Below are 19,407 nucleotides of genomic sequence, written 5' to 3'. Positions count from 1 at the left end.
AGGAGGATTCGCCGCGCGTCGCTATCGTCTGATCTGACGCGCGGCGACACGTCACGCGGCGTCAGACACCGGTGAACTCCATCGGCGTGACCTGCATGAACATGCCGGTGGCGCGCAGTTTCTCCAGCACATGCGCGGGCGGCTGTTCGTCGAGGTAAAGCAGCGCAATCGCGCCCTCGCCCGCACCGGACCGGCCCAGCGTGAAATTGGCGATGTTGACGCCGTTTTCGCCCATGGTCTGGCCCAGGGTGCCGATGATCCCCGGCATGTCATTATTGGTGGTGTAGAGCATGTGCTCGCCCACTTCGGCGTCGATATTGATGCCCTTGATCTGGATGAAGCGCGGCTTGCCGTCGGAAAACACCGTCCCCGCGATGGAGCGTTGGCGCAGCTCGGTCTTCACCTCCAGCCTTATATAGCCCTCGAAGGCACCGGTCTTGTCCTGCGCGGTGGTCGAGATCTCGATGCCCCGGTCGCGCGCGATGACGGGGGCCGAGACCATGTTCACATCCGGGTTCACCGCTTTCATGATCCCCGCGATCACGCCGCAATTCAGCGCCTCAAGGTTCATGGTGCCGACGACACCGTTATAGGTGATGTGAATCTCCTCGATGGCCTCCTTGGTCAGTTGGCCGACGAAACTGCCCAGATGGCCCGCCAGCTTCAGCCACGGTCCCATGATCCTGGCCTCTGCCGCCGTGACCGACGGCATGTTCAGCGCGTTCTGCACCGCGCCCGTCAGCAGGTAATCCGACATCTGTTCGGCCACCTGCAACGCCACGTTTTCCTGCGCCTCGGTTGTTGCCGCCCCCAGATGCGGGGTGCAGACCACGTTGGGCAGGCCGAAAAGCGGGCTGTCGGTGGCAGGCTCAACCTCGAACACGTCGAAGCCCGCCCCCGCGACATGGCCCGATTTCAGCGCCTCGGCCAAAGCCGCCTCATCGACCAGCCCGCCGCGCGCGCAGTTGATGACACGCACGCCCGGTTTCAGCTTGGCGATGTTCTCGCGGCTGAGGATATTGGCGGTCTGCTCGGTATAGGGCACATGCAGGGTGATGAAATCGGCATGGGCGAACAGCTCCTCCAGCTCGACCTTGCGCACGCCCATCTTCTCGGCCTTCTCCTCGGAGAGGAACGGATCATAGGCCATGACCTTCATCTTGAGGCCCTTGGCCCGGTCGCAGACGATGCCGCCGATATTGCCCGCGCCGATCACGCCAAGCGTCTTGCCGGTCAGTTCGACCCCCATGAAGCGGGATTTCTCCCATTTGCCCTGATGGGTCGAGGCGCTGGCCTCGGGGATTTGCCGCGCCACGGCGAACATCATCGCGATGGCGTGCTCGGCGGTGGTGATCATGTTGCCAAAGGGGGTGTTCATCACGATCACGCCCTGCTTGGAGGCCGCGACCTTGTCGATATTGTCGGTGCCGATCCCGGCCCGCCCGATGACTTTCAGATTGGGCGCGGCGGCCAGGATCTTCTCCGTCACCTTGGTGGCAGAGCGGATGGCGAGGCCGTCATAATCGCCGATGCGCGCCAGAAGCGCGTCCTTGTCCTTGCCAAGCGCGGGTTCGAAATCCACCTCGATGCCGCGATCGCGGAAGATCTGCACGGCGGTTTCGCTGAGTTTGTCAGATACGAGGACTTTGGGGGCCATGGGTCTGGTCCTTTTGAATATGGAGGGGTGGCGGGGAAAGCCCCGCCCTACAGGTCATGGGTAGGGCGGGGTTTGACCCCGCCACCCGGTCATGCGTTGGAAATCTCGGCCTCATAGGCCCAGTCGATCCACGGAAGCAACGCCTCGATATCGGCGGTCTCCACCGTCGCGCCGCACCAGATGCGCAGGCCCGCCGGCGCATCCCGGTAGGCCCCGACATCCAGTGCCACGCCCTCCGCCTCCAGCCGCTTCGCAACCGCCTTGGCAAACGCCGCGCCGTCGGTGATCCGGTCATCGGTGAACTTGAGGCAGACCGAGGTGTTCGACCGCGTCGCGGGGTCTTCCGCCAGGTTCGCAATCCAGTCGCGCCCCACGCAAAAATCCCAGATCGCGCGCGCATTGGCATCGGCCCGCGCGCGCAGGCCATCCAGCCCGCCAACCTCGCGCGCCCATTTCAGCGCGAAGAGGTAATCCTCGACGCACAGCATCGACGGCGTGTTGATCGTGGCACCCTCGAAAATCCCCTCGATCAGCTTGCCGCCCTTGGTCATGCGGAAGATCTTGGGCAGCGGCCAGGCGGGCGTGTAGCTTTCCAGCCGTTCGACCGCGCGGGGGGACAGCACCAGCATCCCATGCGCCGCCTCGCCGCCCATCACCTTCTGCCAGGAGAACGTCGTCACATCCAGCTTGTCCCAGGGCAGATCCTGCGCGAAGGCCGCACTTGTCGCATCGCACAGCGTCAGGCCCTCGCGGTCCGCCGGGATCACATCGCCCGAGGGCACGCGCACCCCCGAGGTGGTGCCGTTCCACGTAAAGCACACGTCCTGATCATAGTCCAAGGCGGCCATGTCGACGATGCGGCCATAGTCGGCGACATGGGTGCTGGCGTCGATCTTGAGCTGCTTGACCACATCCGTGACCCAGCCCGCGCCGAAGCTTTCCCAGGCCACCATCTGCACCGGGCGTTCCCCCAGCAGCGACCACATCGCCATCTCGAAGGCGCCGGTATCCGAAGCCGGAACGATCCCGATCCGGTAATCGGCGGGAATCCCGAGGATCTCGCGCGTGCCCTCGATCGCGGCGCGCAGCTTCTCCTTGCCGATCGCGGCCCGGTGGCTGCGGCCCAAAGGCGCATCGGTCAGCGCATCGGGTGTCCATGTGGGGGGTTTGGCGCAGGGGCCGGATGAAAAGCGCGGGTTCGCCGGAACGGCGACAGGTTTGGTGACCGGCCGCGCGGCCGGGATCGTCTTAACCATTGCTGGTATCCTTCCAGATAAGCGCCCCTCGTTGGGGAGGGGTGTCCCACCTGCCGGGATAGGGCCAAGCACCGGCTGGCACAAGTCGGAAAATGCGGCTATGCGGTCGGAAACGCGACTTGCCTCGGAACTGCCCAATGTTCATCGCCACCCTCATCGCCCGTCCCGGTGCCCTCGATCCCGCGCTTGCAGATAGCCTGCGCAATGCCTGGGGCGGCGGCGACATTCTCTGGCTGTCTCCGGATGAGGCCGCCGAATTCGGTCTGGCCACCCTGCCCGCCAACCAATGGGAGGTCTGGGAGAGCCTGCAGGCGCAGGGCGTTGATCTGGTGATCCAGCCCGACGGCAACCGCCGCAAGAAAATGCTGCTGGCCGATATGGACAGCACCATGATCTGCCAGGAATGTATCGACGAACTGGCCGCCGAGGCGGGCGTCGGCGCGCATGTCGCTTGCATCACCGCGCGGGCGATGAATGGCGAGCTGGATTTCGAGGCGGCGCTGACCGAACGGGTCGGCCTGCTGAAGAATCTGCCCGTCTCGGTCATCGACACCGTGTTGGCGACCCGCATCACCCTCATGCCGGGGGGCGCGGAACTCGTGGCGACGATGAAGGCGCAGGGGGCCTATGCCGCGCTGGTCTCGGGCGGGTTCACCGCCTTCACCGCGCGGGTGGCCGCCGATCTGGGCTTTGACGAGAACCGGGCCAACACGCTGCTGGAAGGGGGCGGAAAACTGACCGGCACCGTCGCCCTGCCCATCCTGGGGCGCGACGCCAAGGTCGCGGCCTTGCAGGAGATCACTGCCCGCCTGGGGATCGGGGTCGAGGATGTCATCGCCGTGGGCGACGGGGCCAATGACCTGGGAATGCTGCATCTGGCGGGCACCGGCGTCGCGCTGCACGCGAAACCTTCCGTCCAGGCCGAGTGCGACATCCGTATCAATCAAGGCGACCTGACGGCGCTTCTCTATTTGCAGGGCTACAGCCGGGATGAGTTCGTCGTGTAAACGTCAGCTATTCTGACAGATTCGGCTGCATCAAGATATTGTGGAAACTTGGTCGATTTCCCCATTATAAAGTGCCTTCATCAATCATTTTTCATGAAATTGAATACCATGTATCTGTTTTAAAACGAAAAAACAGATTCGCGGCAAAAATCAGAATACCCTATAATTAGTGAAGCGGGACAGCTGCAACTGTCCCGCTCCGACACTCACATCAAAAGGAAAAAAGGATGAGTGACCATTTTGGTAATATTGAGCTTAACTCAATCCAAATCGTTCGCAAAGGCCTCAGCTTTGATGAGGCTGTCGCCGTCTGGTTGATGCACTGGTCTGGCGTGAAACAGCATGTGATAGCGGCACGCTTTGGAACAAATGGCGGGCGTATCGCTGACGTCCTGACAGAGAAAAAACATGTCGGCTCGCGGCAAGCAGCGGCAGTGCAACGCTTCTCGTAGGCATTCCCGCATTCATAGAAAGAGCATTGGGCCTTACCGGAAGGTAGGGTCCAATCTCAGCAACATCCTCCCGAAACATGCACCGACTTCATACCGACCTGCGACCCTAATGAGACGGAAACCCGGCGGCGGCCCGTGTCACCTCTGAACCGCAAGAGGATGGCCCGCAATGACCTGATTTACCCTGATCCTCGCCGCCGCCGGCATGGCAATCACCTTCGCCGCGACGATCGCCACCAGCGAGGCCCTGTGGCCCGAGACCGAGACCGTGGCGATTGACCTCTGATCACGCCGCCAGCACTGCCCCCTCGAACCGGCGCGCCACCTGCCGTGCCGGGACCAGGTCGCGCGCACCGGGGGCGAGGTCGGGGAACAGCGCCAGAAGCTCGGCCCGCGTGTCGGCATCGCAGGCGCGCAGGGCATGGCCCAGGAAAAAGCTTTCCGACGGGACGCCGCCCGCCATCACGATCTCATGCGCCGCGAAGAGCAGGTGGATATAGGTCACCTCGGCCCTCTCCACCTGCCGGATCGTGTTGCCATTGACCAGGTGCCTGGCCGCCACCAGCACCTCCGCCTCACCAAAGTAAAGCTCCGCCCGCCAGCCGGTGACCAGCATCCGGTGTTGCGGCGAGACGGTCAGCGGATCGGGGTTGCCGATGGCCCCCGCCGCGAAGCGCACCGGCGCGAAGGCACCGGTTCCGGGCATTGTTCGGCGACCGATCCACAGGACCGGCTGCATCCCCCGGTCGCGCGTCAGCACCCTGTCACCGGGCGCCAGCGTCTCGATCAGGCGCGGGCCGGTCTCGGTCTCGATCACCGTGCCGGGGGTGAAACAGGGCGGCCCCAATTCACCCACCGGCACCTGGGTGCTGTCGGTGACATAGGTGGCGCTTTGGAAGGTCGCGTCCTCCAACACCGTGCCATCGGTCGGTGTGAAGATCGCGGGCTGCCCGTCGAGGTAGAACGTCACGCCGGTGATGGTGACCGTGCTGCCACCCATCGTCACGGTGATCGTGTCGTCAATCCAGACGCTGGTGACCTCGGCCCCGTTGGCGGTGTCGCCCACGCCGGGCTGGATGAAACCATTATCGTCACTGTCGACGAAATCGTAATTCTGCACCGTCAGGCTGGTGCCGGAGGGGGGCGGGTTGGCCGGGTCGATGACAAAGAACTGGTCTGTATAGGTGGTGGGCATGGGCGACCTCGGGACAAACGCATGTGCCCCTGCCTAGCGGCCAAGTCGTGAAGACAAGGCAAACCGCGCCCCCGGATTCTCGTTCAACTTTTCCGCATTGCACAAGAAAAAGGCGCGCCCCGGTGGCCGAGGCGCGCCCGTTATCCCCTTGCTCCCGCCCCTATTCGGCGGGCACGGCCTGATCCTCGACCGCCAGCGGATAGGGCAGCTTGGCCTGCATCTCCTTGGGGCAGACCTGCAGGAAATGCCCCCGTTCCATATCCCAATGCTGCAGTATATCGGCCGCCTTGCGTGACCCTGTCTCGGCTGCATGACGCTCGATCAGGCCGCGCAGCTCATCCTCCCAATGGCCGTCCATCACCGGGGCGGTCACCAGCGTCTCCATGTTCATGTTGACCACCGACGCCCCGTCTGGATCGTAGAGATAGGCCATGCCGCCGGTCATGCCCGCGCCGAAATTGGCCCCGATGGAGCCGAGGATCACCGCAACCCCGCCGGTCATGTATTCGCACCCGTTCGAGCCGCAGCCCTCGATCACCACATGCGCGCCGGAATTGCGCACGGCAAAGCGCTCGCCCGCCCGACCGGCAGCAAAAAGGTAGCCGGAGGTCGCGCCGTAAAGCACGGTATTGCCGATGATCGTGTTCTCATCGGCCTTCAGCGGGCTGACCTGTGCCTGCCGGACCACGATGATGCCGCCCGACAGGCCCTTGCCGACATAGTCGTTGGCATCGCCCGACACCTCCAGCTTCAACCCCGGCGCGGCAAAAGCCCCCAGGGATTGCCCGGCGGAGCCTTCCAGCTTGACCGTCAGGTGATCGGGCTGCAGATCGTTCCGCATCCCGAAATTCTGCACGATATGGCTGGATGTGCGCGTGCCGATGGTGCGCAGCGTGTTCTGCACGGCATAGCTGAGCTGCATCTTCTCGCCGTCACGCAGGAACCGGTCGGCATCGCGCACGATCTTGGCGTCCAGCGTGTCCGACACCGCATTGCGCGGCTTGTCGCGGTCATAGACGATCCGGTCCGCCCCATCGACGGTGATCAGAAGCGGGTTGAGGTCGAGATCGTCCAGATGCGCATTGCCCCGGCTGACCTGGCTGAGCAGATCGGCCCGGCCGATGACTTCATCGAGCGACCGCGCGCCGATGGCGGCCAGCAACTCGCGCACCTCCTGCGCGTAGAAGGTGATGAGGTTCACCACCTTCTCGGCGCTGCCGGTGAACTTGTCGCGCAGTTTCTCGTCCTGGGTGCAGACGCCCACGGGGCAGGTGTTCGACTGGCACTGGCGCACCATGATGCAGCCCATCGCGATCAGGGCGGCGGTGCCGATGCCATATTCCTCGGCCCCCATCATCGCGGCCATGACAATGTCGCGGCCCGTGCGCAAACCGCCATCGGTGCGCAGCGTGACGCGGCCCCGCAGGTGGTTCATCGCCAGCACCTGATGCGCCTCGGTCAGTCCCATTTCCCAGGGCAGCCCCGCAAACTTGATCGAGGTCGCGGGCGATGCGCCGGTGCCGCCATTATGGCCCGAGATCAGGATAATATCGGCCTTGGCCTTGGCCACGCCCGCCGCGATCGTGCCAACGCCCGAGCTTGCCACCAGCTTCACCGTCACCTTGGCGCGCGGGTTGATCTGCTTGAGGTCGTAAATCAGCTGCGCCAGATCCTCGATGGAATAGATGTCGTGATGCGGCGGCGGCGAGATCAGCGTGACTCCCGGCGTCGAATGGCGCAGCTTGGCGATCAGCTCGGTCACTTTCATGCCCGGCAACTGCCCGCCCTCACCGGGCTTGGCGCCCTGCGCGACCTTGATCTCCAGCTCCTCGCAGGCCAGCAGGTATTCCGCCGTCACGCCGAAGCGACCGGATGCCACCTGCTTGATCTTGGCGCTGGCATTGTCGCCATTGGGCTCGGGCGTGAAATCATCGGGGCTTTCGCCGCCCTCGCCGGAATCCGACTTCGCGCCGATCCGGTTCATCGCGATGGACAGGGTCCGGTGCGCCTCGGGGCTCAGCGCGCCCAGGCTCATCCCCGGCGTGACAAAGCGCTTGCGGATCGAGGTGATGCTTTCCACCTCCTCAATCGGCACCGGCTTGCCCAGCGGCTTGATCTCCAGCAGATCGCGCAGATGGATCGGCGGGTTCGCCTTCATCTTGGCGCTGTATTGCTTCCACATCTCGTAGGACGCGGTGTTGCAGGCCATTTGCAGCATGTGCATGGTCTGCGCCTCCCAGGCGTGTTTCTCGCCCGAGCGCCGCGCCTTGTAGAAGCCGCCGATGGGCAGCAGGTCGGTGCCCGCCTTCCAGCCGCGCGCGTGAACCTCAAGGGCCTTGCGCTGCACACCGGTCACGCCGATGCCGCTGATCCGGCTGAGCATGCCGGGGAAGAACTCGGCCACCATGGAGCGTGACAGCCCCACAGCCTCGAAATTCAGCCCGCCGCGATAGGAGGAGATCACCGAGATTCCCATCTTCGCCATGATCTTGAGCAGCCCCTGGTCAATCGCGTTGCGATAGCGCGCCATCGCCGTGGTCAGGTCGCAATCCAGCAGCCCCCGGTCGATCCGGTCGGCAAGGCTGTCCTGCGCCAGGTAGGCGTTCACGGTCGTCGCCCCCGCCCCGATCAGCACCGCAAAGTAATGCGGGTCGATACATTCGGCGGATCGCACATTGACCGAACAGAAGGTGCGCAAGCCCTGCCGCGTCAGCCAGCTATGCACCGCGCTGGTCGCCAGGATCATCGGCATGGCGGCGCGGTCCTCATCCTGCGCCCGGTCGCTCAGCACCAGATGCCCCGCGCCCGAGCGCACCGCATCCTCGGCCTCGGCCCGGATCCGGTCCAGCGCCTTGCGCAGCGCGCCCCGGTCGCCATCGCCCGGGAAGGTGCAGTCGATGGTGGTGACGTTCTTGCCGAAATGTCCCAGCATCGCGTCGAATTGCGCATTGGTGACAAAGGGGCTTTCCAGCACCAGGATCTCGGTCTGGCTCGAATCCTCGTCCAGCACGTTCTTGAGGTTGCCGAACCGGGTCTTGAGGCTCATCACCCGGAACTCGCGAAGCGAGTCGATGGGCGGGTTCGTCACCTGGCTGAAATTCTGCCGGAAATAGTGGCTCAGCGGTCGGTAGGTCGAGGACAGCACCGCGCTCGGCGTGTCGTCGCCCATCGAGGCCAGCGCCTCCTTGCCGTCCTCGCCCATCGGGGCCAGCACGCTCTCAAGCTCCTCTATCGTGTAGCCCGCCGCGATCTGGCGCTTGCGCAGATCCTCGCCCTGGTAGTCGCGGGTCTCGGTCAGGCCGGCGGTCTCGCTCTCCAGCTCGGTGATCCGGCCCACCCAGTCGCCGAAGGGCCGCGAGGCCGACAGCATGTCCTTCATCTCGGCATCGTGGTAGAGCTTGGATTCAACCATATCCACCGCGATCATCTGGCCGGGGCCCAGCGCGCCCTTCTCGACGATCTTCGCCTCGTCGACCGGCACCATCCCGGCCTCGGAGCCCGCGATCAGCAGCCCGTCGCCCGTCACCACATAGCGCATCGGCCGCAGCCCGTTGCGGTCCAGCCCGGCGCAGACCCAGCGCCCGTCGGTCATCGCCAGCGCGGCGGGGCCGTCCCAGGGCTCGATGACGCTGTTGCAGTAGGAATACATGTCGCGCCACGCCTTGGGCAGCTCGGTGGTGGATTTCGACCAGGCCTCGGGCACCAGCATCGTCTTGGCCATCGGCGCGTTGCGGCCTGCCCGCACCAGCACCTCGAACACCGCATCAAGTGCTGCAGAGTCGCTCGACCCCCCCGGAACGATGGGTTTTATATCGTCGGCCAGATCGCCGAAATAATTCGACGCCATCCGGATCTCGTGGCTTTTCATCCAGTTCAGGTTGCCCTTCAGCGTGTTGATCTCGCCGTTATGGGCCAGCATCCGGAACGGCTGCGCCAGCCACCATTGCGGAAAGGTGTTGGTGGAATAGCGCTGGTGATAGATCGCGAAGGCGCTCTCGAAGCGGTCATCCTGCAGATCCGGGTAGAACTCGGCGACCTGCTCGGCCAGCATCATGCCCTTGTAGATGATCGACCGGCACGACAGGCTCGCCAGATAAAGCTCGCGCACCCCCGCCGCAAAGGCCGCCTTCTCGATCCGGCGGCGGATGACGTAAAGCTCGCGCTCGAAGGTCTCCTCATCCACGCCCTTGCTGTTCGAGATCAGGATCTGCTCGATCTCGGGCCGGGTCGCGTTCGCCTTCTCGCCCAGGCAGGCGATGTTCACCGGAACATGACGCCAGCCATAGATGTAATAGCCCATGCGCAGAACTTCCGATTCCACGATGGTGCGGCAGGTCTCCTGCGCGCCGAAATCGTTGCGCGGCAGGAAGACCTGGCCGACGGCGATCAGCTGGTCCCAATCCGGCTCATGCCCGGTGCGGCGGATCTGGTCGTAGAAGAAGGTGACGGGGATCTGCACGTGAATGCCCGCGCCATCGCCGGTCTTGCCATCGGCATCGACCGCGCCGCGATGCCAGATCGCTTTCAGCGCGGCAATCCCTGACTCCACCACCGACCGGCGCGGCTTGCCATCCAGCGACACGACCAAGCCCACCCCGCAGGAGGAATGCTCATCCGCCTCGGAATAGAGACTGTGTTCCGCCATCCACTTGCGCTTTTCCTGCTCGGCGCGGGCCCAGTTGGCATCGTATTTGGTCATTGCGGGGTTCCTTCATTCTGGGGCCTGCGCAGGGGTGTCCGGGCGACGGCGGGGTGGTCCTTGTCTCGGGAAGCGGGCGGATGTCGGCGGCTCATGACATCATGTCTCCGCAATCGTAAAGCGGCTGATCCGACAGGAAGCCGCGCTCGCCGGGTTCGGCGAACTCCATCGGGGAGAAGTCGCGCTCGACCGTTTCGCCACCCGGCAGGGTCTCGACCTCGATGCCGCCGAAGAAACTGCGCCAGGTCTCGCTGACCAGCTGGTTGCCCTCGACCCGGTGCATCCCGTCGCCGGGATCGAACTCATAGGAGAACTCGGTCTCCTGCAACACGCGGCCATCGACCTCGACGGTATCGCCGGTCAGCCGGTCGACCCCGGAATACTCGGTGCGCAGGCGCCGCGTGCCGGGGCCGGTGCGGATGGTGGAAAACCTGTAGCTGTCGACGCCGTCGGCCAACAGGGTGGACAAGGACGCCGCGTCCTCCTCCGGCTCGACCAGCATGGTTTCGCCGCCCTGGCGCAGGTCATAGGAGACCAGCCAGCGGTATTCGGCATCGGTGAAGAACAGGTTGAACGGGCCGTCGCCATCCATCGCCAATTCCCAATGCGCGCCCTCGGGGTCGCCCTCGCAGGTCCAGTAATGCGACACCACGCAAGCGCGCGATTGCACCGTCAGATATGCGGTGCAACCCGGCGGCGGCGTCAGCACCCCGGCCTGCGCCGCGCCCGCGGTCAGGATCGCAACCGTCGAAAGGATCGGGGACCGGCTCATGACATCATGTCTCCGCAATCGTAGAGCGGCTGATCCGACAGGAAGCCGCGCTCGCCGGGTTCGGCGAACTCCATCGGGGAATTGTCGCTTTCGATTGTTTCGCCGCTCGGCAGCGTGGTCACTTCCTGACCGCCGAAGAAGATGCGCCATCCCTCGTGGACATATTGATTTCCCTCAACCCGGCGCGGACCTTCGCCAAGGTCGTATTGATAGGAGAACTCGGTCCGGTTCAGAACCCGCCCGTCGATCTCGACCGTCTCGCCGGTCAGCCGGTCGAACCCGGTGTAATCGCGTTGGATGCGCATTCCGCCGGGGCTCTCGTAGATCGTGCTGAACACCATGGAATCGCTGCCGGTCGCGAAAAGCTCGGTGACCGAGGCCGGGTCTTCCTCGGGCGTGATCAGCGTGTTCTGCCCGCCATTGCGCAGGTCATAGGACAGCAGCCAGCGGAACTCGCGATCGGTTTGCGACAGGGCAAACGGCCCGTCGCCATCCATCGACATGCGCCAATGCGTGCCCTCGGGATCGCCTTCGCAGGTCCAGTAATGCGACACGAAACAGCCGCGCGACTGCACCGTCATGAACGCCGTGCAACCCGGCGGCGGCGTGACCGTGCCCGCCCCCTGCGCCGAGGCGGGTGCAGGGGCGAGGGCCGGCACAATTGCCAGCGCCCCAAGGGTGAGTGCGGCGCGGATGGATAGAAACATGTCAGCCTCCTTGACCATTAACAAATCTCCGGTTTCCCGTTTTGCCCGCATAGCACATCCCGGTCTGCACAGGGGGTGCATCGGGGGGTGTACGGGGGGTGACAGGCCGAAATTCGCCCCGATCCGCCCCGTTAACCCTATTCCGCCGCGACCGAGGCGGATGTGGCGAGCCGCTCCAGGATCGCATCCGCCGCCTCGCGCCCGTCGCGGATCGCCCAGACCACAAGGCTCGCGCCGCGCGCGATATCGCCCACCGCGTAGACACCGGGCAGGTTGGTTTCATGGGTCTGGAAACTGGTCTTGACGGTGCCCCAGCGGGTGACCTCCAGCTCCGGCTGGTCCCACAAGGCGGGCAGGTCTTCCGGTTCAAACCCCAGCGCCTTGATGACCAGGTCGGCCTCCTCGACATAATCCGCGCCTTCGATCAATTCGGGGCTCTGGCGGCCGGTCACATCGGGCTGTCCCAACCGCATCCGCTGCACCATCGTGCCGGTCACGGGGTCGCCCGCAAAGCCGTTGGGCGCGGTCAGCCAGACAAATTCCACGCCCTCTTCCTCGGCATTCGCAACCTCGCGCTGCGACCCCGGCATGTTGGCCCGGTCGCGGCGATAGAGGCATTTCACGGATGTCGCGCCCTGCCGCACGGCGGTGCGCACACAGTCCATCGCGGTGTCGCCGCCGCCGATCACGACGACGCGCTTGCCCTCGGCATTGAGCTCGCCCGAGTCGAACTCGGGCACGTCATCGCCAAAGCTCTTGCGGTTCGACGCGGTCAGAAAATCAATCGCCCGGACAAGACCAGCAGCCCCGGAACCCGGCCCCGGCAAATCGCGGGATTTGTAGACGCCGGTGGCGATGACCACGAAATCATGGGCTTCGCGGATCTCGGCAAAGCCGATCTCCTCGCCGACATTGCAGTTCAGCCGGAAGGCGACGCCGCCCTGTTCGAGCTGATCGTTGCGGCGCATCACGACGTCCTTCTCCAACTTGAAACCGGGGATGCCATAGGTCATCAGCCCGCCCGCGCGGTCGTAGCGGTCATAGACGGTGACCTGGAGTCCGGCACCGCGCAGACGGTCGGCGGCGGCAAGCCCGCCCGGCCCCGCGCCGATGATGCCGACGCTCTCGGGCCGCTCCTCGCGCGGGGCAATGGGCTTGACCCAGCCTTCCTCCCAGGCGGTATCGGTGATGTATTTCTCGACCGCGCCGATGGTGACGGTGCCGTGGCCGGATTGCTCGATCACGCAATTGCCTTCGCAGAGGCGATCCTGCGGGCAGATGCGGCCACAGATCTCGGGGAAGGTGTTGGTGGCCTGGCTCAGCTCATAGGCTTCCTGCAAGCGCCCCTCGGCGGTCAGGCGCAGCCAGTCGGGGATGTTGTTGTGCAGCGGGCAATGGGTCTGGCAATAGGGCACGCCGCACTGGCTGCACCGGCCCGCCTGCTCGGCCGCCTTCTCGCGCGCGTATTCGCCATAGATCTCGTGAAAATCCTGCCGCCGCGTATCCGCACTGCGCTTTTCGGGCATGTCCTTGCCCACGGTCACGAATTTCAGCATCTTCTGTTCAGCCATGGCGCGCCCCTCGAAACTTCGGCATAAGACCCAAAGCCACCCTATAAAGTGTGCGATTTCTCGTGAAAAGACAGTGATGCTGACCTATATTCATATTTCCTGTGGATTTCCACACCGAATTTCTGTCCGGAGTCTCATTAAAGGTAAGTATAGTTGACTTATCATACAGAAATATACGTAACATCAATAGCTTACGCTGACATGAATCTGTCCAACCAGGATAGCCCCACATGAGCCTGTTTCACCTTCTTCTTGTCGCGATCATCCAGGGGATCACCGAATTCCTGCCGATTTCCTCGTCGGGCCACCTGATTCTGCTGCCCCAACTGACCGGAATGGAGGATCAGGGCCAGGTGATCGACGTGGCCGTGCATATCGGCACGCTCGGCGCGGTGGTGCTGTATTTCCGCTCGGATGTGCGGATGGCGCTGACCGGGTTTCGCAGGCTTGCCGCGCGCGACACCGACAGCCGCGAGGCGCGGCTTGCGCTTGGGCTGGTCATCGGCACCATCCCCGTCATCCTCTTCGGCCTCGCGCTGAACCTGACGGGCTATAGCGATGCCCTGCGCTCGATCGCCGTGATCGGCTGGACCATGCTGATCTTCGGTCTGGTGCTCTACTGGGCCGACCAGCGCGGGCAGGAGAGGTTGGCGGCGCGGCACTGGACGCTCCGCCATGCGCTGATCATGGGTCTGTGGCAGGCGGTGGCGCTGATCCCCGGCACGTCGCGGTCCGGCATCACCATCACCGGGGCACGGATGCTTGGCTACACCCGCAGCGACGCGGCGCGGTTGTCGATGCTGATGTCGATTCCGACGATCATCGCCTCGGGCGTGCTGCTGGGGGCTGAGGTGATCGGCGATGCAAATGCAGGGCTGGCCCGCGACATGGCCATTGCCGCGATCTTTTCCTTCGCCGCCGCATTGGCCGCGCTGAGCGTCATGATGCGGCTGCTGGAAAGCGTCAGCTTCACGCCTTATGTGATCTACCGGGTGATCCTCGGGCTGGTCCTGCTGGGGATCGCCTATACCTGAGTGTTGCGCATGTTGCGCGCGCTGGCCTGAATGTCGGCATACTGCCCGCCGGGGCGGTAGACCCAGAGGTAATCATCCAGCACCGCCTCCATATCCGTGGGCTGAAGCCCCAGATCGTCAAACCCCTTCGCGTCCTCGGACACCACGTTGTCCTGGCGCAACTGGCGCACCTGGTCGCGGGTCAGGATCGAGTTGTGGAAGAGGCCACCGGTCATGACCTGCGCGGCATTCAGACCCCAGGCCATGACCGAGCCCATCCAGAACGGCATGTTCATCACCAGGCGGCGGCGGCGGATCAGGCGCAGCATCAGCTCGATGAAGCTGCGCAGCGTGCCGACATCCGGCCCGCCAAGCTCATAGATGCCGGGGGCGGCCTTGCCCGTCACACCCATCTGGGCCGCATGGGCCACGTCATCGACATAGACCGGCTGGAACCTCGTCTGACCGCCGACCAGCGGCAGGACCGGGCCGAACTTGGTCATCCGGGCGAAGCGGTTGAAGAACGCATCCTCGGTCCCGAACATGACCGAGGGGCGCAGGATCACCGCGCCCGGCATATGATCGAGGATCGCGGCCTCGCCCTCGGCCTTGCTGCGGGCATAGGCGCTGTCGGACTCCGCATCCGCGCCAATGGCGGAAATATGCACCAGCCGGTCGATCCCGGCCTCCGCCGTCAGGCGCGCGACGCGGCCCGCGCCCTCGACCTGCACGGCGTCGAAATTGTTGCGGCCGCTCATGTCGAAGGTGCCGACACAGTTGATCACCGCATCCGCCCCGCCGATCGCGGCGGCGACCGAGGCATCGTCACGGATATTGGCCAGCACCGGCACAACCTGGCCGACCGTGCCATAGGTGCGCACGAAGATCGCCTCGTTCGGACGGCGTACGGCGACGCGCACGCGCCAGCCCTGGTTGGCCATCCGCCGGGCGATATAGCGGCCCAAAAAGCCCGATCCGCCAAAGATCGTCACCAGTTTTGCCATGCCTTCATCCTCCGGTCTTGTCTGGCCATGGTGATACGCGCGCGGAGCCTGCCGGACAAGGCGCAATTCGTCTCGCCCCCGGCGCGGCATTTTTCACGAAAGCCCCGTTGACACGGATCGCGCGCGGGGCTACATCGCGGCCTCACGACACCTGCCCAGGTGGCGGAATTGGTAGACGCGCTAGCTTCAGGTGCTAGTATTCGCAAGGATGTGGAGGTTCGAGTCCTCTCCTGGGCACCACTCTTCCTCCGGCAGCCGCTAGGAAGGAAGACCCCGACGTGACCATCCATCTTTACCAGAACGACCTGCCCGATGGCCTGACGCTTGGCCCCATCGTCGCGATTGATTGCGAGACCATGGGCCTCAACCCGCATCGTGACCGGCTGTGCCTGGTGCAGATGTCGGATGGCGACGGAAATGCGCATCTGATCCAGGTGGCGAAGGGACAGACCGAGGCCCCCAACCTTGCCCGCCTTCTGGAAGATCCCGACACGCTGAAGCTGTTCCATTTCGGGCGCTTCGACATTGCCGTGATGTATCACGCCTTCGGGGCCCTCACCGCGCCCGTCTTCTGCACCAAGATCGCGTCGAAACTGGTGCGCACCTATACCGACCGGCACGGGCTGAAGAACCTCTGCCAGGAGATGCTGAACATCGACATTTCCAAGCAGCAGCAAAGCTCGGACTGGGGCGCGGAGACGCTGAGCGAGGCGCAGAAAACCTATGCCGCCTCCGACGTGCTCTACCTGCACCGCCTGCGCGAGATCTTCCAGGAGATGCTGGAGCGCGAGGGCCGCAGCGACATGGCGCAGGCCTGTTTCGATTTCCTGCCCACGCGCGCCAGGCTCGATCTGGCCGGGTGGCCCGAGATCGACATCTTCGCGCATTAGACCGATGGCCGCGTCCAACGCCTATTCGAGATTTGTCGCCTGGGTGAAGGTCATCCTGCCGCTGCTGGCGCTGGCGCTTCTGTCGACGCTGTTCCTGTTCTCGCGCACGCCCGACCCCAACCGCGCCATTCCCTTCGCCAATGTCGATGTCGAGGAGCTGGCGCGCGAGCAGAGCCTGGGCCGGCCCCGGTTCGCCGGCACGCTGAGCGACGGGCGCGAGGTGATCTTCACCGCCGACCGCGCCACGCCGGTGGCCGACCAGCCCGACCATATCGCCGCCACCGATATCGAGGCGCGGGTGGACATCTCGGCCGAGGCGATCTTGCTCATCGTGGCGGAAACCGGCCTCTTCAACCTGGCCGCGCAGATGGCCGATCTCAGCCGGTCGGTGGGGCTGACCACCTCGACCGGCTATCGGCTCTCGACCGAGATGCTGCAATTCAACCTGACCGAGTTCATGGCCGAATCGCCCGGTGCCGTTTCGGTCACCGGACCCGATCTGACGCTGGAGGCGGGCTCGATGCGGGTGACGGGAACGGAAGGCAACAATCTTGTCGTTTTCAACGGCGGGGTTCGGATGCTATATGATCCTCAAAATTGATGGAGTTTCCATGCGGATCATTGTCGCCGCTCTCATTCCGATCCTGGTGTTTTCCCTTCCCGCCCTTGCCCAGACGGCAATCGGCTTTGGCGGCGTGGCGCATGATGCCAGCCAGCCGGTCGAGGTGACGTCGGACAGTCTCAGCGTCGATCAGGCGACGGGCAACGCGATTTTCTCGGGCAATGTCATCGTCATCCAGGGTGATCTGCGCATGGCGGCGGGCGAGGTTTCGGTGTTCTATGCGGAAGAAGGCGGCGCGCAGCAGGTCAACGAGGTCGTGGCCACCGGCGGCGTCCTTCTGACCCGTGGCGACGACGCGGCCGAAGGCGACCGGGCGGAGTATTCCGTGGGCTCGGGCGCGATGGTGCTGATCGGGGATGTCCTGGTCACGCAAGGCCGCACCGCCATTGCCGGCGATCGCCTGTCCATCGACCTCACCACCGGCAACGGCACGGTCGAGGGGCGTGTGCGCACGGTCCTGCAACCGGCGGAATGACCCGATGGAGGGCAAACCCGATCTTGTCATGGCCGACGGGCAGCAAGGGCTGCATGTCACCAACCTGCGCAAGAGCTATCGCCGCCGCCCAGTGATCCGCGATGTCACCCTGTCGCTGAACCGGGGCGAGGTGGTGGCGCTGCTCGGGCCCAATGGCTCGGGCAAGACCACCTGTTTCTATTCCATCGCCGGTCTGGTCACGCCCGAGGGCGGCACCGTGATGCTGGACGGTCAGGACGTCACCCGCTTTCCGATGTATCGCCGCGCCAAGGCCGGAATCGGCTACCTGCCGCAGGAAATGTCGATCTTTCGCGGGCTGACGGTCGAGGCCAATATCATGGCCATCCTGGAGATCACCGAGAAACATCGCCACCAGCGCCATGAGCGGCTTGAGGAACTCCTGTCCGACTTCTCGATCAGCCATCTGCGCGCGGCCCCTGCCCTGTCGCTTTCGGGCGGGGAACGCCGCCGCGCCGAGATCGCCCGCTGTCTGGCCTCGAACCCGCGCTACCTGCTGCTGGATGAACCCTTCGCGGGCGTCGATCCCATCGCGGTGGCGGAAATTCGGGGCCTGGTCTCGGACCTCAAGAAGCGCGGGCTTGGCGTGCTGATCACCGATCACAACGTGCGCGAGACGCTGGAGATCGTGGACCGCGCCTATATCCTGCATGACGGCACCGTCTTGATGAGCGGCACCGCCGAAGAGGTGGTGCAGGACGAGAACGTGCGCCGCGTCTACCTGGGCCAATCCTTCCGCATCACCTGAACACATCGTTTCGCGGCGTCAGGCATTCGACCGCATTGACAGTCCCCCCCGTTTCGTCGCCAAATGGAGGTGATGTTCAAAATCGCGTCTGACCATTGCCACTTCAGACCGGACCTTTCGGGGGCCGCCAAAGGCGCAAGATCATTCCCGGTTTCTTCCCGACATCGAGGCACTGACACGCGGACCGCGGGATTGCCCCGCGGGACTGCCCAAATAAATTGGAGGCCGAATGCGTTACCAGATTAGCGGCAAGCAGATCGACATCGGAGATGCTCTTCAGACTCATGTGAAGGACGGGCTCGGGTCCGCCGTCAGCAAATATGCCGAGCGCCCGACCGATGCGTCGATCATTTTCTCGCGCAGCGGCAGCGAATACGCCTGCGAGGCGATTGTGCATCTGTCCACCGGCATGACCGCCTCGGCCAAGGCCAAGAGCCACGAGATCTATTCCTCGTTCGATCAATGCTGCGAGAAGATGGAAAAGCAGCTCCGCCGTTACAAGCGCCGCCTCAAGGACCATCACCGCGACCGGGCGCAGCCCATTGAACACATGATCGCCTCGTCCTACATCCTGGCCGGGACCGAAGACAGCGACGCGGACGAGCCCGATTCGCTGCAACCCATCATCGTCGCCGAGATGGAGGCTAAGATCCCCTCGCTCTCCGTCGGCGAGGCCGTGATGCAGATGGAGATCGCCGGCGCGCCGGTCCTGGTCTTCCGCCGCGAGGGCCATGACGGGGTGAACGTGGTCTATCGGCGCGACGACGGCAATGTCGGCTGGATCGACCCGCGCTGACCGGATAGAACCAGAGATCGGGGCCGGATTGGGGCCGGCCCCGCCAACAGGGACACCATATGCAACTTTCAACGATACTGCGCCCGCAGGCTGTCAAGCTCGTGTCGGACATCACCAGCAAGAAGCGCCTGATGCAGACAGTGGCAGACCTGGCGCGTGACGTCACCGGCCACAGCACGACCGAGATCTGCGCCGCCCTTCTGGATCGCGAGACGCTCGGACCCACTGGCTTCGGCCATGGCGTCGCCCTGCCGCATGCACGGCTGGAGGGGCTGGAGGGCGTTCAGGGTGTGTTCGTGAAGCTCGATCACCCGGTCGAGTTCGAATCCGTCGACAAGCAGCCCGTCGATCTGGTCTTCGCCCTCTTCGCACCGGAAGAGGCCGGGACGCAACACCTCAAGGCGCTGGCGCTGGTCTCGCGCACCCTGCGCGATCCGGCCCTGTGTCAGAAACTGCGTGCCACCACCGATCCGCACGCCATCCATGCCCTGCTGACCGAGGCGCGCACGTCGCAGGCGGCGTGAC

Annotated in this window: 17 protein-coding genes and 1 tRNA gene; 10 read left to right on the top strand and 8 right to left on the bottom strand. The window is 64.4% G+C overall.

Translation table 11 applies throughout. The annotated features are described in order from the left end of the window. Positions 1-61 precede the first annotated feature (61 nt). Both serA and AC13C7_RS17185 read right to left on the bottom strand, forming a co-directional pair. Positions 62-1,657 (bottom strand): phosphoglycerate dehydrogenase, encoded by a 1,596-nt coding sequence (gene serA, locus AC13C7_RS17190; protein ID WP_172318256.1) that lies wholly within the window; start codon positions 1,655-1,657, stop codon positions 62-64. A gap of 89 nt (positions 1,658-1,746) precedes the next feature. Next, positions 1,747-2,913 carry a phosphoserine transaminase gene (locus AC13C7_RS17185; protein WP_482868190.1) on the bottom strand — a complete coding sequence of 389 codons (1,167 nt, stop codon included), beginning with the start codon at positions 2,911-2,913 and terminating at the stop codon, positions 1,747-1,749. A gap of 137 nt (positions 2,914-3,050) precedes the next feature. Here AC13C7_RS17185 and serB point away from each other — a divergent pair, with 137 nt between their 5' ends. Both serB and AC13C7_RS17175 read left to right on the top strand, forming a co-directional pair. Next, positions 3,051-3,920, top strand: a complete 870-nt coding sequence (gene serB, locus AC13C7_RS17180) for a phosphoserine phosphatase SerB (RefSeq protein ID WP_482868189.1) — start codon at positions 3,051-3,053, stop codon at positions 3,918-3,920. A gap of 227 nt (positions 3,921-4,147) precedes the next feature. Then, the gene (locus tag AC13C7_RS17175) at positions 4,148-4,372 is read left to right on the top strand and encodes a hypothetical protein (protein ID WP_446121276.1); all 225 of its coding nucleotides are present in this window, start codon (positions 4,148-4,150) and stop codon (positions 4,370-4,372) included. A 286-nt stretch (positions 4,373-4,658) separates the two neighbouring features. On the opposite strand, the gene AC13C7_RS17170 is transcribed toward AC13C7_RS17175, so the two are convergent. The 5 genes from AC13C7_RS17170 to AC13C7_RS17150 all read right to left on the bottom strand — a co-directional run bounded on the left by AC13C7_RS17170 (position 4,659) and on the right by AC13C7_RS17150 (position 13,316). Next, positions 4,659-5,567: a Hint domain-containing protein gene (locus tag AC13C7_RS17170; RefSeq protein WP_172318262.1), complete on the bottom strand. Its 909-nt coding sequence runs from the start codon at positions 5,565-5,567 to the stop codon at positions 4,659-4,661. 160 nt (positions 5,568-5,727) lie between these two features. Next, positions 5,728-10,266, bottom strand: a complete 4,539-nt coding sequence (gltB, locus tag AC13C7_RS17165; protein ID WP_482868188.1) for a glutamate synthase large subunit — start codon at positions 10,264-10,266, stop codon at positions 5,728-5,730. 91 nt (positions 10,267-10,357) lie between these two features. Then, entirely contained in the window at positions 10,358-11,038 is a 681-nt protein-coding gene (locus AC13C7_RS17160) for a hypothetical protein (RefSeq protein ID WP_482868187.1), read from the bottom strand. Then, entirely contained in the window at positions 11,035-11,745 is a 711-nt protein-coding gene (locus tag AC13C7_RS17155) for a hypothetical protein (protein WP_172318266.1), read from the bottom strand. Before AC13C7_RS17155 ends, AC13C7_RS17160 begins: the two co-directional genes overlap by 4 nt. Positions 11,746-11,882: 137 nt before the next feature. Then, entirely contained in the window at positions 11,883-13,316 is a 1,434-nt protein-coding gene (locus AC13C7_RS17150) for an NAD(P)-dependent oxidoreductase (RefSeq protein WP_482868186.1), read from the bottom strand. A 230-nt stretch (positions 13,317-13,546) separates the two neighbouring features. Between AC13C7_RS17150 and AC13C7_RS17145 the strand changes: the two genes are divergently transcribed. Beyond that, the gene (locus AC13C7_RS17145; RefSeq protein WP_172318270.1) at positions 13,547-14,350 is read left to right on the top strand and encodes an undecaprenyl-diphosphate phosphatase; all 804 of its coding nucleotides are present in this window, start codon (positions 13,547-13,549) and stop codon (positions 14,348-14,350) included. Here the strand turns inward: AC13C7_RS17145 and AC13C7_RS17140 are convergent. Continuing rightward, the gene (locus AC13C7_RS17140; protein WP_172318272.1) at positions 14,341-15,333 is read right to left on the bottom strand and encodes a complex I NDUFA9 subunit family protein; all 993 of its coding nucleotides are present in this window, start codon (positions 15,331-15,333) and stop codon (positions 14,341-14,343) included. The two genes, AC13C7_RS17145 and AC13C7_RS17140, sit on opposite strands and share 10 nt — an antisense overlap. A 153-nt stretch (positions 15,334-15,486) precedes the next feature. Between AC13C7_RS17140 and AC13C7_RS17135 the strand changes: the two genes are divergently transcribed. From AC13C7_RS17135 to AC13C7_RS17105, 7 genes are all read left to right on the top strand, one after another. Next, positions 15,487-15,573, top strand: a tRNA-Leu gene (locus AC13C7_RS17135). A 38-nt stretch (positions 15,574-15,611) separates the two neighbouring features. Beyond that, positions 15,612-16,223 carry a ribonuclease D gene (locus AC13C7_RS17130; protein ID WP_172318274.1) on the top strand — a complete coding sequence of 204 codons (612 nt, stop codon included), beginning with the start codon at positions 15,612-15,614 and terminating at the stop codon, positions 16,221-16,223. A 4-nt stretch (positions 16,224-16,227) separates the two neighbouring features. Continuing rightward, a complete protein-coding gene (locus AC13C7_RS17125; RefSeq protein WP_482868185.1) occupies positions 16,228-16,824 on the top strand; it encodes an LPS export ABC transporter periplasmic protein LptC in 597 nt (198 codons plus the stop codon). 10 nt (positions 16,825-16,834) lie between these two features. Further along, the gene (gene lptA, locus AC13C7_RS17120; protein ID WP_482868184.1) at positions 16,835-17,320 is read left to right on the top strand and encodes a lipopolysaccharide transport periplasmic protein LptA; all 486 of its coding nucleotides are present in this window, start codon (positions 16,835-16,837) and stop codon (positions 17,318-17,320) included. A 4-nt stretch (positions 17,321-17,324) separates the two neighbouring features. Beyond that, complete coding sequence (lptB, locus tag AC13C7_RS17115) at positions 17,325-18,086, top strand: LPS export ABC transporter ATP-binding protein (RefSeq protein ID WP_172318280.1); 762 nt, start codon at positions 17,325-17,327, stop codon at positions 18,084-18,086. A 229-nt stretch (positions 18,087-18,315) separates the two neighbouring features. Further along, positions 18,316-18,882, top strand: coding sequence for a ribosome hibernation-promoting factor, HPF/YfiA family (gene hpf, locus AC13C7_RS17110; RefSeq protein ID WP_446121256.1), 567 nt, complete (start codon positions 18,316-18,318; stop codon positions 18,880-18,882). Between the two features lie 59 nt (positions 18,883-18,941). Continuing rightward, positions 18,942-19,406: a PTS sugar transporter subunit IIA gene (locus AC13C7_RS17105; RefSeq protein WP_482868183.1), complete on the top strand. Its 465-nt coding sequence runs from the start codon at positions 18,942-18,944 to the stop codon at positions 19,404-19,406. Position 19,407 lies beyond the last annotated feature (1 nt).

This window comes from Alterinioella sp. B-7 (genome assembly GCF_056857775.1).
Note: the sequence above shows the minus strand (reverse complement) of the source record. Positions and strands in the feature narration are given on the sequence as shown.

What these genes read in the sequence shown, in the direction of transcription:
- AC13C7_RS17185 (WP_482868190.1), bottom strand. Translation starts at nt 2,913, where the DNA reads ATGGTTAAGACGATCCCGGCCGCGCGGCCGGTCACCAAACCTGTCGCC.
- AC13C7_RS17160 (WP_482868187.1), bottom strand. Translation starts at nt 11,038, where the DNA reads ATGAGCCGGTCCCCGATCCTTTCGACGGTTGCGATCCTGACCGCGGGC.
- serA (WP_172318256.1), bottom strand. Translation starts at nt 1,657, where the DNA reads ATGGCCCCCAAAGTCCTCGTATCTGACAAACTCAGCGAAACCGCCGTG.
- serB (WP_482868189.1), top strand. Translation starts at nt 3,051, where the DNA reads ATGTTCATCGCCACCCTCATCGCCCGTCCCGGTGCCCTCGATCCCGCG.
- AC13C7_RS17175 (WP_446121276.1), top strand. Translation starts at nt 4,148, where the DNA reads ATGAGTGACCATTTTGGTAATATTGAGCTTAACTCAATCCAAATCGTT.
- hpf (WP_446121256.1), top strand. Translation starts at nt 18,316, where the DNA reads ATGCGTTACCAGATTAGCGGCAAGCAGATCGACATCGGAGATGCTCTT.
- AC13C7_RS17145 (WP_172318270.1), top strand. Translation starts at nt 13,547, where the DNA reads ATGAGCCTGTTTCACCTTCTTCTTGTCGCGATCATCCAGGGGATCACC.
- AC13C7_RS17155 (WP_172318266.1), bottom strand. Translation starts at nt 11,745, where the DNA reads ATGTTTCTATCCATCCGCGCCGCACTCACCCTTGGGGCGCTGGCAATT.
- AC13C7_RS17150 (WP_482868186.1), bottom strand. Translation starts at nt 13,316, where the DNA reads ATGGCTGAACAGAAGATGCTGAAATTCGTGACCGTGGGCAAGGACATG.
- AC13C7_RS17140 (WP_172318272.1), bottom strand. Translation starts at nt 15,333, where the DNA reads ATGGCAAAACTGGTGACGATCTTTGGCGGATCGGGCTTTTTGGGCCGC.
- lptB (WP_172318280.1), top strand. Translation starts at nt 17,325, where the DNA reads ATGGAGGGCAAACCCGATCTTGTCATGGCCGACGGGCAGCAAGGGCTG.
- AC13C7_RS17125 (WP_482868185.1), top strand. Translation starts at nt 16,228, where the DNA reads ATGGCCGCGTCCAACGCCTATTCGAGATTTGTCGCCTGGGTGAAGGTC.
- gltB (WP_482868188.1), bottom strand. Translation starts at nt 10,266, where the DNA reads ATGACCAAATACGATGCCAACTGGGCCCGCGCCGAGCAGGAAAAGCGC.
- AC13C7_RS17170 (WP_172318262.1), bottom strand. Translation starts at nt 5,567, where the DNA reads ATGCCCACCACCTATACAGACCAGTTCTTTGTCATCGACCCGGCCAAC.
- AC13C7_RS17105 (WP_482868183.1), top strand. Translation starts at nt 18,942, where the DNA reads ATGCAACTTTCAACGATACTGCGCCCGCAGGCTGTCAAGCTCGTGTCG.
- lptA (WP_482868184.1), top strand. Translation starts at nt 16,835, where the DNA reads ATGCGGATCATTGTCGCCGCTCTCATTCCGATCCTGGTGTTTTCCCTT.